The 16,466-nt window shown below is 56.9% G+C and carries 16 protein-coding genes; all 16 read right to left on the bottom strand.

Annotation, left to right across the window (positions count from 1 at the left end):
• Positions 1-195: 195 nt before the first annotated feature.
• Positions 196-618 carry a Mini-ribonuclease 3 gene (locus BUB60_RS07430; RefSeq protein ID WP_073077289.1) on the bottom strand — a complete coding sequence of 141 codons (423 nt, stop codon included), beginning with the start codon at positions 616-618 and terminating at the stop codon, positions 196-198.
• A gap of 21 nt (positions 619-639) precedes the next feature.
• Positions 640-1,476, bottom strand: a complete 837-nt coding sequence (locus BUB60_RS07425; RefSeq protein ID WP_073077288.1) for a YihY/virulence factor BrkB family protein — start codon at positions 1,474-1,476, stop codon at positions 640-642.
• Between the two features lie 95 nt (positions 1,477-1,571).
• Complete coding sequence (gene ftsZ, locus BUB60_RS07420) at positions 1,572-2,696, bottom strand: cell division protein FtsZ (protein ID WP_073077287.1); 1,125 nt, start codon at positions 2,694-2,696, stop codon at positions 1,572-1,574.
• A gap of 233 nt (positions 2,697-2,929) precedes the next feature.
• Positions 2,930-3,691, bottom strand: coding sequence for a cell division protein FtsQ/DivIB (locus tag BUB60_RS07415; protein ID WP_073077286.1), 762 nt, complete (start codon positions 3,689-3,691; stop codon positions 2,930-2,932).
• Positions 3,692-3,712: 21 nt separating this feature from the next.
• Positions 3,713-4,966, bottom strand: coding sequence for a UDP-N-acetylglucosamine 1-carboxyvinyltransferase (murA, locus tag BUB60_RS07410; RefSeq protein ID WP_073077285.1), 1,254 nt, complete (start codon positions 4,964-4,966; stop codon positions 3,713-3,715).
• Between the two features lie 71 nt (positions 4,967-5,037).
• A complete protein-coding gene (locus BUB60_RS07405; RefSeq protein WP_073077284.1) occupies positions 5,038-6,159 on the bottom strand; it encodes a UDP-N-acetylglucosamine--N-acetylmuramyl-(pentapeptide) pyrophosphoryl-undecaprenol N-acetylglucosamine transferase in 1,122 nt (373 codons plus the stop codon).
• Between the two features lie 23 nt (positions 6,160-6,182).
• Positions 6,183-7,376, bottom strand: a complete 1,194-nt coding sequence (gene ftsW, locus BUB60_RS07400; protein ID WP_084726331.1) for a putative lipid II flippase FtsW — start codon at positions 7,374-7,376, stop codon at positions 6,183-6,185.
• Positions 7,377-7,457: 81 nt separating this feature from the next.
• A complete protein-coding gene (gene mraY, locus BUB60_RS07395) occupies positions 7,458-8,456 on the bottom strand; it encodes a phospho-N-acetylmuramoyl-pentapeptide-transferase (RefSeq protein WP_242941168.1) in 999 nt (332 codons plus the stop codon).
• An 18-nt stretch (positions 8,457-8,474) separates the two neighbouring features.
• Positions 8,475-9,923, bottom strand: coding sequence for a UDP-N-acetylmuramoyl-L-alanyl-D-glutamate--2,6-diaminopimelate ligase (locus tag BUB60_RS07390; RefSeq protein WP_073077283.1), 1,449 nt, complete (start codon positions 9,921-9,923; stop codon positions 8,475-8,477).
• 33 nt (positions 9,924-9,956) lie between these two features.
• Positions 9,957-12,260, bottom strand: a complete 2,304-nt coding sequence (locus BUB60_RS07385; RefSeq protein ID WP_084726330.1) for a penicillin-binding transpeptidase domain-containing protein — start codon at positions 12,258-12,260, stop codon at positions 9,957-9,959.
• Positions 12,261-12,330: 70 nt separating this feature from the next.
• Complete coding sequence (locus BUB60_RS07380) at positions 12,331-12,930, bottom strand: cell division protein FtsL (protein WP_073077281.1); 600 nt, start codon at positions 12,928-12,930, stop codon at positions 12,331-12,333.
• 15 nt (positions 12,931-12,945) lie between these two features.
• Positions 12,946-13,872, bottom strand: coding sequence for a 16S rRNA (cytosine(1402)-N(4))-methyltransferase RsmH (gene rsmH / locus BUB60_RS07375; protein ID WP_073077279.1), 927 nt, complete (start codon positions 13,870-13,872; stop codon positions 12,946-12,948).
• Entirely contained in the window at positions 13,872-14,288 is a 417-nt protein-coding gene (gene mraZ / locus BUB60_RS07370) for a division/cell wall cluster transcriptional repressor MraZ (protein ID WP_073077277.1), read from the bottom strand. Before mraZ ends, rsmH begins: the two co-directional genes overlap by 1 nt.
• 392 nt (positions 14,289-14,680) lie before the next feature.
• Positions 14,681-15,202 (bottom strand): hypothetical protein, encoded by a 522-nt coding sequence (locus tag BUB60_RS07365; protein WP_073077274.1) that lies wholly within the window; start codon positions 15,200-15,202, stop codon positions 14,681-14,683.
• A 4-nt stretch (positions 15,203-15,206) separates the two neighbouring features.
• On the bottom strand, positions 15,207-15,692 hold the full coding sequence (gene coaD / locus BUB60_RS07360; RefSeq protein ID WP_073077630.1) for a pantetheine-phosphate adenylyltransferase: 486 nt from the start codon (positions 15,690-15,692) through the stop codon (positions 15,207-15,209).
• Between the two features lie 132 nt (positions 15,693-15,824).
• Positions 15,825-16,424: a 16S rRNA (guanine(966)-N(2))-methyltransferase RsmD gene (gene rsmD / locus BUB60_RS07355; protein WP_278277486.1), complete on the bottom strand. Its 600-nt coding sequence runs from the start codon at positions 16,422-16,424 to the stop codon at positions 15,825-15,827.
• Positions 16,425-16,466 lie beyond the last annotated feature (42 nt).

Raw genomic sequence — 16,466 nt, 5'->3', positions numbered from 1 at the left:
GGGAGGTACTTGCCGCAGGCATTTTGCGGCGCGCAGTTGGGAACTCCTTCAGTCGGCTACGCCGACAGTTCCCTCAAAGAGAGCGCTTTTACGGAACATAGGAACAGAAGAATGTCAGCTTCCCAAGCTGGACACGCGGGTTTGACTATAAGGGGTATGGGGCGGAGCCCCAAAAAGGGGTCATAGGGCGCAGCCCTATACCTCTGTCGGGCGGGTGGGCGGGCCGATTATTATCTCGAACAGCTCGTTGAGTCTGTCCGCTCGGTTCTTCAGCCAGAGGTAGCCGAACAGGGTTTCGAAGCCTGTCGAGGCGTGGTATTCCTCCAGCGTGGCGTTGCGAGGCACGGAATTGACGCGAGTGTTCCGCCCGCGACGGAAGACGGCATGCTCCTCCTCAGTCAAAACCGGCAGGAGCTTTTGCACTCCCCTTGCCTGCGCCGGCGCCGAGACATACGTGATCGCCGCCTTATGGAGGCCTTTGGCTGTCGCCCGGCCGCTGGCGCAAAGCCAGGTGCGGACCATCAGCTCATAAACGGCGTCCCCGACGTGGGCCAGGCCCAGCGCGGAAATATTTTTGATGTCGTCGTCGGCCATTGAGACCGCCAGGTAGTCCGCCATTTATATTGGCTCCTTCCGTACTTAAGGGGTTTCTCCAAAATGTCTCACGACGGCATTCTTATGGTAAACGACAAAATTGAACACGTTTCCCATAATAAGAATAATGCTGCAGATATATATCCAGAACATCAGGATGATAAAAGATGCCAGCGAACCGTAGACGATCGGATAATTGGCGGCCGAGCCGATGAGATGCGAAAAAATGACGCTGGCCGCCACGAGCAGCACCGAAGCGATCAGCGCCCCGGGCATGCGGTGGACCTTTCTGGTCTCTCTGGGCGCGGATATCTTATAGATCAGATAAATGATGACGAGCAGCAGCAGAAACAGTATGGCAAAGCGCACCCACTGCCATATCTCGAACAGCTCCTCAAAGCCGAATTTTGTTTCAAGAAAATCAAGCAGCCATTCGCCCGACACGATCACAAGGCCCGAAACATACATGACGGCCAGCAGGCCGACGGAAATCACGACGCTGAACACGGTGGCCCAAAAGCCGCGGTACCGCGGCTTTCCCTGGATATCCGCCATAATGCTGATCAGCGAGCCGAACGCGGACGAGGACGAGGTCAGCGTCACGGTGATGCCGACAACCAGCATCGCCGTCGATTTGGCGCCGCCGACATACTGGAGATAGCCGAGGATGATCTTGAGCACGTCGGCCGGAAGTATCTGCTCCCAAACCTTATAGAGATTCTCATTGGAGATATTCAGGCTGTTCAGTATGGCGTAGGCAACGATCAGCAGGGGAAAAATAGAGATAGTGAGATAGTAGGACATCGCGGCGGCGCTGCGTGTCACGCGCTGCTTGTTGAAGATGTCATACATGGTTTTAACGACGCGCTTGACTTCTGGCATAGTCACACCTCTTTGAATTAAAACGGGACGAGCAGAGAGACTCTGCCCGTCCCTATTTTTAGCTGTAAATCGGTGTCCTATCGAACATAAGGGCGTTATTTTGAATTGAAAATTTTGAAAATAGTATCGAAGGGGTCTTCTTCCTGCACCGGTTCGGGCGCCGGCTTCTGCTCTTCCGCTTCTTTCTTCTCCGCCGCCTCGGTGAACAGGCCCACGCCGGGGGCCGGCTTTTCAGCGCCAGCCGTTGGCGTGTAAGTTTTCGGCTTGTCGTCAAAACGGGTGGCGATGACGGTGACGCGTATTTCGTCATCCATCGTCTCGTCAAAGGTTGCGCCGAAGATGATATTGGCGTCCGGATGCGCCGCCTGCTGAACGAGGCAGGCCGCCGCCTCGACTTCCTCCAGGCCAATGTCCAGAGAGCCGGTGATATTGACCAGAACGCCGTGCGCCCCGTCGATGGACGTTTCCATCAGCGGGCTGGAGACAGCCTGCTTTGCGGCCTCCTCCGCCTTGTTTTTCCCGGCGGCGTGGCCCACGCCCATGTGCGCGAACCCGGCGTCCTTCATGATGGCGGTGACGTCGGCAAAATCGAGATTGATAAAGCCCGTGTTTTTAATGAGCTCTGAAATGCTGACAACGGCCTGACGCAGCACATCGTCGGCGATGGCAAAGGCATTGGCAAACGTCAGCTTCTGATCGGTGGCAAATTTCAGCCTGTCGTTCGGGATGATGAGGAGCGAGTCGACCTTTCCCAAAAGCGTCTTGATGCCCTCTTCCGCCTGCATCATCCGGCGCTTTCCTTCAAAGCTGAAGGGCTTTGTGACGACGCCGACGGTAAGTATGCCGGCCTCCCGGGCGATATCCGCGACGATGGGCGAAGCGCCGGTGCCGGTGCCGCCGCCCATACCGCCGGAGATAAACACCATGTCAGCGTTTTCAAGCGCTTTGGCGATATTGTTGCGGCTTTCCTCGGCCGCTTTTTTGCCGACCTCGGGATTGGAACCGGCGCCCTGCCCATGCGTTAATTTTTCACCAATCTGTATTTTCTGATCCGCGTTTGAAATGCCGAGTGCCGGCTTGTCCGTATTGATCGAAATAAATTCAACACCCTGTGTGCCCGCTTCTACCATTCTGTTGACGACATTATTTCCGGCCCCGCCGATACCGGCGACCTTTATAACGACAACATTATCCGGACCACTTTCGAGTGATAATGACATTTTCTAATCCTCCTGTATATGAATTGAGAACTGAGGCAACTATTCATTTTTATTATGGTATAGCATCGCCAAAATCAGTCAGTCAGTTTTATTAATTATTCCAAATTGATTATTCCAATATTATTCATCATTCTATAACGATTTTCTGTCAAGGTCAATAGTTCACATAATATTTATTTACAGTTTTGTTGCATATTTTGTGTTTTTTTGCTAAATTTAGGGCAAAAAGTACTTTAATTCGGCGTAACCGGGATAAATCTCGCTGTTACGGGAGCATCCTGAGATACGTCGATCTTGCCCGTATCGTCCGGCTCAAGCGTCGCAATGACGTCATGGAGCTTGACCATCTTATAATCCGCGTCCTCGCCGGTTCCCATAATTACCGTAAAGCGGCCGTAGCTGAACTGGATATTGCCGATATTGGATACGTCGACCGACTGGACGTCGCCGGAGATTCCGGCGTTCTGGATGGCCGAGAGCACGTTTGCCAGATAAAGGAGCTTTGTCTGCTCGCCGTCACCCACCGCGAGCTGGCGGCCGACGGGGGCGTCCGTGGGGATGAGGCCGGTGACACTGATCTTTCCCTGGGCCGTGGCGCTGTCCGTCTTTTCCAGCACTCTGGCCTTCTGGTCAATGATATACCAGGTGTTGTCGACACTGACGGCGGCCAGCGGCTGGCTTTCCGTCACATTGATGGCGATCTTGTCCGGTACGATTTTGCTGATCTGCACATCACTCAAATACGGCAGGTTCGTTTTGATGGCTGCGGCGACGGCACCCGGGTCGATAAAAACAAGGTTATCCCCGATTTTGATCCCGGATGCCGATATGATCTGATCCACCGTATATTTTCCCGCGCCTTTTACCTCGATGTCGGAAATGCGAAAAAATACGCTGATTCCAAAAATCACGATGACGATGATCAGAATTGCGGCGATCGGCGTATATAAGACGGCGCCCCGTCTGCGCCGCCTGTAATATTTGTCGTCCGCCATTCCTCTTCCCCTTCTTTCGTATCAGTCGAGTCTTAAAATATCCGCGCCAAGCGATTCGAGCGCAGCGACAATATTGTCGTATCCCCTGTCAATATGATGGACGCCCGCGATCTCCGTTACGCCCTCCGCGCCGAGCGCTGCTACAAGAAGCGAGGCGCCGCCGCGCAGGTCGGTGGAGGTAATCGGCGCGCCGTGCAGCCTTGGAACGCCGCTGACGATGGCAACACGCCCTTCCGTCTTGATATCGGCGCCCATGCGTAAAAGCTCCGCCACATGGCGGTATCTGTTCTCGAAAATGTTTTCCACGAAAACCGTGGTCCCCTGCGCCGTCAGGCTCGCCGCCATGATCGGGGGCTGGGCGTCCGTCGGGAAGCCGGGATACGGCTTCGTTTCAATCGGCCGGGCCGCTTTTCTGGGCTTATCGGCACTGATGTAGATCGTGTTCTCGCCCAGCATGAGGCCGCAGCCCATCTCGCCGAGGACATCCGTTACCGTGGACAGATGCCCCGGCATGACGCCGGTGAGTTCCACGCTACCGCCCGACGCCGCGGCGCAGGCGAGGTAAGTTGCGGCGACAATCCGGTCCGGGATGACCCAATGCTCCATGCTCCCCTTCTGTATGCTGCCCTCAATGGTGACGACCGGCGTGCCGGCGCCGTGTACATTGACGCCGAGGCGGCGCAGATAACTCTGAAGGTCCCAGATTTCAGGCTCGCAGGCCGCGTTTGTGATGATCGTGGTTCCCTCGCACCGCGAGGCGGCCAGCATGGTGTTCTCCGTCGCGCCGACGCTGGGCAGCGCCAGATTAATACGGCAGCCATGAAGCTTTTTCGCCTTGCAGACGATATTTCCGCCGTCCTCTTCGATTTCGGCGCCCATGGCGCGCAGCGCCGAGAGGTGCAGATCGATCGGCCGCGGGCCGAGCTCGCATCCGCCCGGCATGGAGAGCACCGCCTCACCCAGACGGGCGAGGATCGCGCCGAGGAAGATAACGGAAGAGCGCATTTCTTTCATGAGATCATGCGGAATATCGCTCCGCGTCAGCGTTTTTGAATCGACATAAACCTTTTCGCCCTCGCGGGCAACGGTACAGCCCAAATGCGCGAGGATCCTGATTGCCGCGTCGACGTCGCTTAAATTGGGGCAATTATGTATGACTGTTTCGCCACATGCCAAAAGCGCCGCCGCCATAATCGGCAGAACGCTGTTTTTTGCCCCGTGCACGGGAATACTCCCGGAAAGCCGTCTTCCGCCATCAATACGTATGATACTCATAGTCAACCCCCGAAAACAGCATAGAATGATCCGTATGCCGTATACTATGTTCGGAGGTTGTTTTCCGTTAATCAGCACATGGAAATAATCAGATCGACGATTTTATTTGCCGAATCCGGGACGCCGGCCTTCTTCATTGCGGCGGCCATATCGTTCAGCGCCGACTTGTCCGCCAGCAGCGTTTTAACGGTCTGATACAGTGTCTCTCCCGTGCAGTCCTTTTCATACATGACGACGGCGCCGCCTATTTTGGCAAGCTGGAGCGCGTTTTTCTCCTGATGGTTATTGGTGACGTTGGGAGAGGGCACGATGACGGCCGGTTTTCCCATAAGGGCAAGCTCCGCCAGCGTTGAAGCGCCGCCCCGGCACAAAATGAGGTCGGATGCCGCCATGACGGCCGCCATGTTGTCAATGTACGTCCTTATATCGATCCACTCGGGGATACGGGCGCCTGCCGTTTTATCGTGCAGGCGCTTTTTCAGCGCCGCCATCACGGCGTCGTTGCCGCCGGTGGCGTGGATATGGTTAAACAATCTGCTCTCGATGTCCAGAGCGATAAAATCGGAGATGACTTCATTCATTTTTTCGGCGCCCAGCGACCCCCAGAACGAGACCACGAGCGGCCGCCCGTCCACGCCGAGAGCCATCCGGGCCGTATGCTTCGTCTGCGTCAGAAAGCTGCCTCTGACCGGCGTGCCGGTGAAAATGACCTTGCCGGGATATCTGTACTGGTTCTCAACGCCGGGAAAGGCGACAAGCACCTTGTCCACCGTTTTCATGAGCATTTTTGTCGTGAGCCCCGGTACGGCGTTCGACTCGTGGAGAATTGTCGGAATGCCGAGCTGGGCGGCCTTTTTCAAAACGGGATAGCAGACGTAGCCGCCTGTGCCGATGGCCACGTCGGGCGTGAAAATACGAATGATTTCCGACGACTGCGCCGCCGCCGACGCCAGGCTGCGCAGGTTCTTGAAATTGCGGATGAGCTTATTCGGCGTTACGCCGCGCTCGAAGCCGCTGATTTTTATATTTTTGATATCATAGCCCGCTTGAGGGATCAGTCTGTTCTCCATGCGCCTGCCCGAACCCACGAAAAGTATCTTTGAGTCCGGCATGGTGCGCTTGATTTCGTCAGCCAGGGCGAGTGCCGGATTGATATGGCCGGCCGTCCCACCGCATGTAAACAGAAATCTCATCGTTACTCCTCCGGCAAAATAATCTATCCGGCTTTGACAATCGGAATATCCCTGGATATTGAGAGAATGATGCCCATCTCTACGAGCTGAATCCACAGCGCCGTGCCGCCGTAGCTGAAGAACGGCAGGGATATGCCGGTACTCGGCAGCAGATTCGTCACAACGGCGACGTTCAGGAATACCTGGATTGCCAGAAGGCTCGACAGCCCCGTGACCACAAGTGAGCCGAACCGGTCCCTGGCGTGGAGCGCCAGCCAGAAGCCGCGGACGATGAGCAGCGCAAACAGCAATAGGATCAAAATGGCGCCGACGTAGCCGAGCTCCTCGCACACGATGGCAAAAATATAGTCGTTGTGCTCCTCCGGGAGATAGAGGTATTTTTGCCTGCCCTGGCCGAGGCCAAGCCCCATCAGGCCGCCCGAGCCGATGGCGTACAGCGACTGCAGAATTTGATAGGCGCTGTCACCCGGGTCATTCTCCGGATGCAGCCACGCGGTAATTCGGCTGCTGGCGTAGTCCATCTTGGATATGGTGAGATACGCAACTAAAATTATAACACCGCCCGCCAGCAGAAACCACTTCATTTTCGTTCCCCCCGCGAACATCATAATCGCGGCCAGAGCGATCACGATGACGGAAGCCGAAAGGTGCGGTTCCAGATACAGAAGGCCGACAATGACGACGACGACCGCCATAAACGGCGCGACGCCGTACTTGAACGTCTTCATTTTTTCCTTGTAGGTGCAGATCATGACGGCAAACATCAGCACCTCGGCAAGCTTCGCGATTTCCGACGGCTGAAACGTTGTAAAGCCAAGATTGATCCACCGCCGCGCGCCGTTTTCCTCCGACCCGATGACAGGCACGGAGGCCAGCAGCAGCAGAGAAATGACCATCAGCGGGAACGCGAATTTGCGGAGAGTAGCGACCTTCAAAGTGGATACGATGACCATGAGCACGACGCCGGTGATGGCGAAAATAATTTGCCTGGAAAAATGCTGAAGCGGGTTTCCGTTGGTGTAATAATCGCGGGCAAAGCTTGCCGAGAGCACCATGACGACGCCTATGGCGAGGATCACCAGCGTCAGCACAAAAAACGGCAGGTCGAAGCTGCCCCGTCTGACCTTTTCGTCCGCCCTGTAGTCGCGGAGCTGCTCCACGGGACGCCTTGGTACCGCCGTGCCCGCGGCCGCCCGCGCCGTCCTGTATGTTTTCATGATGCGCCCTCCCAGGAAAATACTTACAACAGTGGGCCACGGCAAGGGCAGAGCCCTTGCCCTACTTCCAGCGCGGCGCCCTCAAAGGGAAAAACGCGCGCTCACCGCGAAAAAGGAAACGACGGCAAAAATGGCGGAAACGAGGGTAAATACGGCGAACAGCTTGTATTCGCTCCATCCGCTCATTTCAAAGTGATGGTGCAGCGGCGCCATCTTGAAGATGCGCTTTCCCTTCGTCGCTTTGAAGTAGACGATCTGGATGATATCGGAGAGCGTTTCCACAATGTAGACGATGCCGAGGGGGACGAGTATCAGCGGCGCGTCCATGGCAAAGGCCATAGCGCAGATGATGCCGCCCAGAAACAGCGAACCGGTGTCCCCCATGAACACGCGGGCCGGATGGAAGTTAAACAGCAGGAAACCGATAAGCCCCCCGCACAGCGCGGCGGCGACGATGCCGAGATACGTGTAGGTAAGGCCCCACGCGACCGCGACCGCTCCATAGCAGACGGCGACGGGAATAGAGACGCCGGTCGCCAGTCCGTCGACGCCGTCGGTGATGTTCACGGCGTTGACTGTGCCGACGATGACAAACGCCGCCAGAACGAAATACACCGGCTCGGGAATGATCACCGAAACATTCCAGAACGGTATATAGAGGTTCGGCGTCAGATGCCCAGTCAGGCGCATCAAAAGCACGAACACGACGGCGGCGGCCAGCTGCAGCAGAAATTTCTGCAGTGCCGTCAGGCCGAGATTGCGTTTTTTGACGAGCTTTTCATAGTCGTCCAGAAAGCCGATAAATGCGAAAATCAGCGCGAAAACAAGGATATAAATGTGCCCGAGTTCTCCTTGCCGCATTTCACCGAAACCGACGGTCACACAGGTCACGGCGATGCCGATGATAAACATCAGCCCGCCCATCGTGGGCGTTCCCTGCTTGCTTCTGTGCCAGACAGGTCCGTCCTCGCGGATCATCTGGCCGGCCTTTTTACGGCGCAGCAGCGGAACAAGAACGAGGCCGCAGACCGCCGTAACGCCCAGTGACAGGAGAAAAGCGGTAAGAAGCTTCATTGTCATAGGTGTACCCTCTCAATACTAAGAAATAGCCGAAAGAAATTCCCGTACGACTTCCCTTTCATCGAAATGGAACTTTTCCTTTCCGATGATCTGATACGTCTCGTGCCCCTTGCCCGCCAGGATAAGGATATCGCCGGACTGGGCGTTTTTGAGCGCCCAGCCGATCGCTTCCCGCCTGTTTTCTATGACGATATACGGCGTCTTTGTGCCTTTCATGCCGACCAGGATATCGTCAATGATTTTTTTAGGGTCTTCCGTTCTCGGGTTGTCGCTGGTCACGATGACGTAATCGGAGAGGCGCGCGGCAATCTCCCCCATCAGGGGGCGTTTCGTCGCGTCTCGGTCCCCGCCGCAGCCGAACAGCGTGACGACGCGGCCGGGCGCGAATTCCTTAAAGGTACTGATGATGTTCTCCAGCGCGTACGGCTTATGGGCGTAGTCGATGATAACGGTGAAGTCGCGCCCCGTGGGGACGACCTCGATCCTGCCCTTGACGCCGGTGCAGTCCTTCATCGCCTCGGCCAGCGCCTCCAGCTCAAAGCCGAGCTGCAGGCCAGCGGCGACGGCGGCCAGGGCGTTGTACACGGAGAAAATCGCCGGGATATTCAATTCGATCTTCTGCAGCTTTTCCATTGTCAGCGCGCAGAAGTCAACCTTGTCAGGATACACCTTTATTCGCTTGGCGACAAGGTCCGCCGTGTCATTTTCTGTAGAAAATGTAAAGACGGGACATGTGGCGCCGCCGATCATCACGCCCGCGTAGCTGTCGTCCAGATTGACGACGGCGTGATTCGACTGCCGGAACAGGAGCGATTTTGCCTTGGCGTACTCGTCCATCGTCTTGTGGAAATCGAGATGCTCGTGGGTCAGGTTGGTGAACACGCCCACCTCGTAAGTGAGGCCATAGACCCGGTCCAGAAAAAGCGCGTGGGACGAAACCTCCATCACCGCGTAAGTGCAGCCCTCGTCCGCCATGTCGCGGAACAGCTTCTGCAGCTCGTAGGATTCCGGCGTGGTGCGTTCCGTCTCGACGGTCCTGTCGCCGATCATGTTGTAATTGGTGCCGATCAGCCCCACCTTCGCGCCAGAGCATTTTTCAATGAGCGTCTTGATAAGATGGGTCGTGGTGGTTTTGCCGTTGGTCCCCGTTACGCCGACCAGGATGAGCCGGGACGCGGGATTGTTAAACCAGACGGCCGAGACGACCGCCAGGCCGCGCCGCGTGTTATCGGTTAAAATGTACGGGATATCCTCTTCCGGCTTCTCCTCGCAGAGGACGCAGGCCGCGCCATTTTTAACGGCGGCGCCGATATACTCGTGGCCGTCGCTCTCGTATCCGCGGACGGCGACAAAGAGGTTACCTGGGGCGGCCGCCCGAGAATCATAGCTGACGCCGGTAATCTCCAGCGCCTCGTCGGCGTGAAATTCCAGCACCGGTATTCCCTTCAACAATTCAGCCAGCTTCATGGCGCAACCCCCCGCTTAACATCTCAGTAAGGCTCAATACTGCCCAAGTATGCTTTTATCGACAAGTGTGACCTCAACAACGGTGCCCGCGGTCACCTGCTCGCTCTTCGAAATCGACTGTGTCGACACGACGGCGTTGGGCGATTCCGACAGCGTGCCGCCGGATTTGATGAACAGGCCCAGCTTTTCAAGCGCCCGTTTGGCGTCGTTAAAGCTCTTTCCGTAGAGCTCCGGTACGGTAACCGTGTCGCTCGGCTTTTCCGTGCCGGCGTAGAGCACAATCTGGCTCTTGGGCGCAACGGCCGCGTTCGCCGCCGGCAGCTGGTCGGTGATCGTGTCGCCCTTGCCGACGACTTTGGCCGTCAGGCCCAGGCTTTCCAGCTGTTCCGTCGCTTCATCGATACTCTTGCCGGCGAGCTTCGGAACGGTCACGTCCAGCTCCTTCTTCTCCTGGTCCGTGTAAACAGGCTGGATGCCCAGATACGGCAGCACCTCGGACATGATGTGCCCCACAACCGGCGCGGCCATGTTGCCGCCGCTGATGTAGATGCCGGATTTGCTGCTCGGGTTGTCAAGCAGCAGGAGAATGGCAACCTGCGGGTCGTCCATCGGCGCCACGCCCAGGAAGGAGACGATGTATTTCTTCTGCCCCGTCTGCTGCAGATAGACCGTATCCGTCGAGGTCCCCGTCTTACCGCCGACCCTGTAACCGGGAACGGCGGCGTTTTTGCCCGTGCCCTTGGCGTCGTTGACGACCGCATCCAGGATACTGCGCATCTCCTCGGACGTCTGGGAACTGATAACCTGGCGGACCGTCGTCGGCTCGTTGGCCAAAACGACCTTGCCGTCGGCGTCGGTGATCTGCTTGACCACATACGGCTTCATCAGGTTGCCGCCGTTGACGACGGCGGAGACGGCCGTGATCATCTGCATCGGCGTGATCCTGAAGGTCTGGCCGAAGGACGCAGCCGCCAGCTGCGACAGATTTTCGGGATTTTCAAAGGTCTTGTTGTCCCACCAGAGGCCGAGCGATTCTCCAGGGAGGTCGATGCCTGTCTTTTCGCGCAGGCCGAAGGCGTCCACGTATTTATAATAAGTTTCGGCGCCGACCTTCAGCCCGATGGTCGCCAGCGCCACGTTGCAGGAATTCTCCATTGCCTCCGTCAGCGTTTCGGAGCCATGGCCCGTCGTTTTCCAGCATTTGAGCGGGATGGTACGGCCGAGGACGTTCATGGAGCCGCCGCAGTAGAACGTGCTGTTCAGGGTAACGGCGCCTTCCTCCAGCGCCGTGGCGCAGGTGATGATCTTGAAAACGGAGCCGGGCTCATACGTATCGACGAGGGCCTTGTTCCGCCACTGGAGCTGCTGCGCCGCGACCTGCTCCTTCTGCTTCTCGGCAGGGTCCGTGATGGCGTCGAGCTTCGCCTGTTCCTCCTGGCTGACGGCCTGATAGTTGTTCGGGTCATAATTCCCAAAGCTGGCCATTGCCAGGATGGCACCCGTCTTCGGCTGCATCACGATGGCGGCGGCGCCGCTCTGGATGTCATAATCCTTGATGGCCTGCTGCAGATATTTTTCAACGTAGAACTGAATGGTCGAGTCGACTGTCAGTGTGATGTCGTCGCCGTTTCTCGCGTCGTAATAATCCTCAAAATCGGAGAACAGCATGTCGGTGCCCTGGGCGTTCTTGAGCCGGACGATGCGCCCGTTGGTACCCTCCAGGTATTTATTATACTGCAGTTCCAACCCGTCCAAACCTTGATTGTCGGCGCCGACGAAGCCGATGATGTGGCTGGCCAGGCTGCTGTTCGGATAATACCGCTTCGAGTCCGTCTCCAGATGGACGCTTTTGAGCTTGTTGTCCTTGACAAACTGCCGGACCTTGTCGGACACGTCCTTCTCGATCTTGCGCTTGATCGTCTTGTACCATGACTTGGTGTCCTCCATCTGCTTCAGTACCGCGTCCTTGTCGACGCCGAGGATTTCGGACAGATTGCTGGCAATGAGATTTTTGTCCTCATTGTATTTATTCATCTCGATGGGGCTGATGAACACCGTCTCAGTGGACGCGCTCATGGCGAGCGCTTTGCCGTTTGTATCGTAGATCGTGCCGCGGGCCGCCGTCACGGAAGATTCCCGCGTCTGCTGCTCCACTGCCTGCTTCTCATAATAATCGTGCTTGACGATCTGCAGCTGGTAGAGCTTTATCGCGAGCACAAAAAACGCAACGACACCGCACACAGTCATGAGCATGAGTGTGCGGCGAAGTATCGTCCTGTTCGGCTTCTCTCCGGCCGTTTTTTTCCTTCTTCTCTTGTCCTGAGGTTTTTCAGCCATGATAATCCCCTTAATGCCAGTGCAGAATACGATGCTTTTGCTTCACCAGTAAAGCATTATATTATGCGATTCATTTGAAATATGCCAACAGGGACGCCAGAAATGTGCCCATGCTCTCGCTTGTCTTTACCGAAGTCTCCTGCGTGTCCGCGACGACGGCCTTGTCCTGGGCCGTGGCAGAGATCGTGCCGATCTGGCTTTCCAGCGGTTTCGACATGCCGAGCTGGTGCGTGGCGTACTGCTCCACCTGGTTGACGTCGAACGCATTTTCATGGGTGATCTGGAGCTTTCTTTCCTGCTCGGTCAGCTGGGTCAGCTGGGTCTGAAGCTGGGCTGTCTGGTTCGTCACCTCGGCGTACCTGACATGGGCCAGCAGCACAAAGACCATCAGAACGGCGACAACGATAAAGCCCGCCGCGGCGTAAAGCGAAAACCCGTACGTCCTCTGCGCCTTCCGGGACGGCCTCGGGTCGGCTTTGGGCGCTTCTTTAACCGTATTCCTCGGGTCGGCTTTCGGCGCGGTTCTGGGCGCCGGCCGTCCCGCAGGTATTCTGTCGGGCTCCGAGGGCGCGGGCGCCCCGCCCCTGACCCTTGCCAGGTCATAGGCATTGCTGCCGTGGACGGCGCCTCTCGAGGCATATTTGACGGTAGATGTTGTACGGCTCGCCATTGTCGTCTGTCCTTTCTATACGCGCTCCGCGATGCGGAGCTTGGCGCTTCTTGACCGCGGGTTCTGCGACAGTTCGTCAGGCCCGGGCGTGATCGGTTTTTTTGTAATGGTTTTCAGCGTGGGAGAAAATCCGCAAACACAGACCGGAAAATCCGGCGGGCACGTGCAGCCCTTTTCCCTCTTGTGAACGGCGGCCTTGACGAGCTTGTCCTCCAGCGACTGAAAGCTGATGACGCACAGGCGGCCGCCCTTATTCAATCTGTCCGGCGCGGCGGAGAGCATTTCCCCGACAGCGCCCAGTTCGTCGTTGACGGCGATACGGATCGCCTGGAAGCTGCGCTTGGCCGGATGCTGCTTTTCCCGCAGCGCCTTGGCCGGCATCGCGGCTTTGATGACGTCCACCAGCTCCGCTGTCGTTTCGATTTTTTTATCGCCGCGCCGCCGGACGATCGCGGCGGCGATTTTCGGTGCGTAGCGCTCTTCTCCGTATTCATAGAGAATCCGTCTGAGCTCGTCCTGCGGCCAGCCGTTAACAACGGCGTCGGCGGTCAGGGCGTCGCCCTGGTCCATCCGCATGTCCAGCGGCGCGTCGCTCATGTAGGAAAAGCCGCGCCCGGCGTCGTCCAGCTGCGGCGACGAGACGCCGAGGTCGAACAGCATGCCGTCAACCTTCTGTATGCCGAGCCCGTCAAGGATGGCCCCCACGTCGCGGAAGTTGCCGCGGACCAGCGTTACCCGGTCTTTATAAGCCTCCAGGGTCCGGTATGCCGCGCCGATGGCTGCCTCGTCCCTGTCGATGCCGATCAGCCGGCCGCCCTTGAGGCGCTTTGCAATCTCGGCGGAATGTCCGGCGCGGCCGAGCGTCCCATCCACATAAATCCCGTCGGGCTTCAGGCGGAGGCCGTCGACGCACTCGTGAAGCAGTACTGGAATGTGTTCCATCAGAAGTCAAGCTCCATAAACATTTGCTTGATATTTTCGGGCGTGACCTCCTGCGTATCGGTCTTGGCCCAGGCAGCGGAATCCCAGAATTCAGCCGTCTCGCCGCAGCCGACGACGGTGACGTCCTTCAATAGTCCGGCAAAATCTCTCAGGTTCTGCGGAAGGAGGATTCGCCCCTGACCGTCCAGCTCGCACTTGGCCGCGTGGGCGAAGAGCGGACGGGCCCTTTTCTGAGCGATCGTGTTCATCGCGTTGACCTTCTCCTTCATCTTCTGCCATTTCTCCTGCGAATAGGCCGCCAGGCAGGTTTCCGACGAAAGCGTTACGTAAAAGGTCTCGCCGAGCTCTTCTCTGATTTTGGCGGGGATAAACAGCCGGCCTTTAGCATCAATAGTGTGCTCATAGATGCCTTCCACTGTTTATCCACCTCCTTCGTTTTTGTGGGATTTCGATGCACTTGGCACCACTATCCCCCACTTACATGGCTAATTATAAGGGCATGGTTTTGAAAATGCAAGAGGTTTTTTAAAGAATCTTCCCTTTTTTTCAATGTTTTTCAGCAAAAAAACATAATTTTTACAATTGAACCCAACTTCAGAAAATAGCCCTCGCGCAAAAAGCGTCAAAACAGCACGAATAGGCACGCTCCCGACAAATTTACCGAAAAAACAAAAAAACCGCCTTCTGTGACGAAAGCGGTTTGCGAAAAAGTCGCGATATTCTGTTTTGCCGCGCCGGCGGCCGGACATTTATTAAGGAGGCTTCAGGCCATAGAAAAACCGGAGGGCGGCGGCCCTCCGGTTGGCATTCAGTTGTCCATGGCGATGTCGATTCTGCCGGTATCGTGCCCCGGGCGCGTTGGCCGGGCGGTCGTGCCGGCGGCGTTTCGGAATCGGCCGCGCGTTTGGCGCATTTCCTCCAGGGCGGCGGCGAGCGCCTCCTCTGTCCGGCGCATGGCGTCGTCAACATATTCGTTGGCGGCGCGCTTGAGCTCACCCGCTGAATTTTCAGCGCTCGTCATGATCTCGTTGCTGCGCGCTTTGGCGGCCCGGATGACCTCCTGGTCCTCAACAAGCTGCCGCGCGCGCTCCTCTGCCGTCTTCCGCATGGCGTCGGCTTCCTTCTTCGCGCTGCCTATAAACTCCGTTCTGGCTTCGACGAGGCGTTTGGCCTCGGCCAGCTCGTTGGGGAACTGCGCTTTTATTTCATCGATCAGGTCGAGCGCCTTGTCGCGCTCGATCACGCACTTCTCAGCGCCGAGCGGAATGCCCCACGCCTCGTTAATCATCTGGTAGAGCATCTCCAGAAGCTCTTGTACCCTGCTGCCCATATGGTCACCCCTTGCTTCTTGTCTTGTTGACGATGTCCTCAATAATTTCTCTCGGGACAAAATCCCGGAGATCGGCGCCGTATTTGGCCATTTCCTTGACGACTGTTGAACTGAGGAACGTGTACTTCTCGCTGGCGGTCAGAAACAGCGTGTCTATGGCGGGGTCGATTTTCCTGTTGGCCAGGGCCATCTGAAATTCCCAGTCAAAATCCGAAACGGCACGCAGGCCCTTGACAATGACGCTCGCGTCTCTTTCCCGGCAGTAGCTGACAAGCAGTCCTTCCGCAGTCTCTACCTCCACATTGGGAAAATTCTTGACGGTGCGCTTTATTAACTCCACACGTTCCTCACGGGTGAAGAGAGGGTTCTTTTCGGAATTTTTCATGACGCAGACGTAGACCTTGTCGAAGATCCGCGCCGCGCGCTTGATGATGTTCAGGTGTCCCAGCGTAATCGGATCAAAGCTCCCCGGATAAACGGCTGATTTCATATGTTCTCCATTAACGGCCGCGTACAGCCGGCAGCCGCAATCGCCGCGGCGCTCAGGCGCCGGCGCTGCAAGCTGCCGCTTCACAGCGCGCGACCCGCTCAATTTTATTGTCTCCGGATGGCCGCCGGATTTTCACGCTTCGGCCCGGTTTGTTTTGGTATAAAGCGTGATTTTGATTTTACCGTACCTGTATTCCCGCCCTCTGATGTAAGGTACGGCAGGTTCCGGCAACGGCTTGTCCTCTTTTGTTTCGCAGATTATTATACCATTTTCTTTCAGTATGTCAAATTCTATTATCCGCTTCAGTGCCTTTTCAATCAGATTCGACTCGTACGGCGGGTCCAGAAAAATCACGTCAAAGCCGCCGCCCCGGCCGAGGAACGCCAGCGCGTCCTCCCGCGCGACGGTGGCTTTTTCATCAAACCCCATGACCTTAATGTTGTCCCGCACCAGCTTGACGGCGTCGTTGGACGCGTCGACGAAGACGACGGCGGCCGCGCCGCGGCTGAGCGCCTCGATGCCAAGCTGTCCCGTCCCTGCAAACAGGTCGAGGACGCGCCGGCCCTCTATGTCGAACTGAATGATGTTAAAGATAGATTCCTTGACCATGTCCGTCGTCGGCCGGATATTCTGGCCATCCGGCTCCTTCAGCTTCCGCCCTCTGGCGCTCCCGCTGATCACTCTCATATGTTGGTATCCTCTCTTTGTATCCGCCCTGTAATATTGCTGCATTGCACCTCGGGGAGGGCAGACACAAGGTCTGCCCCTACGGGC

Source organism: Sporobacter termitidis DSM 10068 (genome assembly GCF_900130065.1).
GTDB classification, from domain to species: Bacteria; Bacillota; Clostridia; order Oscillospirales; family Oscillospiraceae; genus Sporobacter; species Sporobacter termitidis.
The sequence above is the reverse complement of the archived record's forward strand: the minus strand, read 5'-3'. Positions and strand labels throughout refer to the sequence as shown.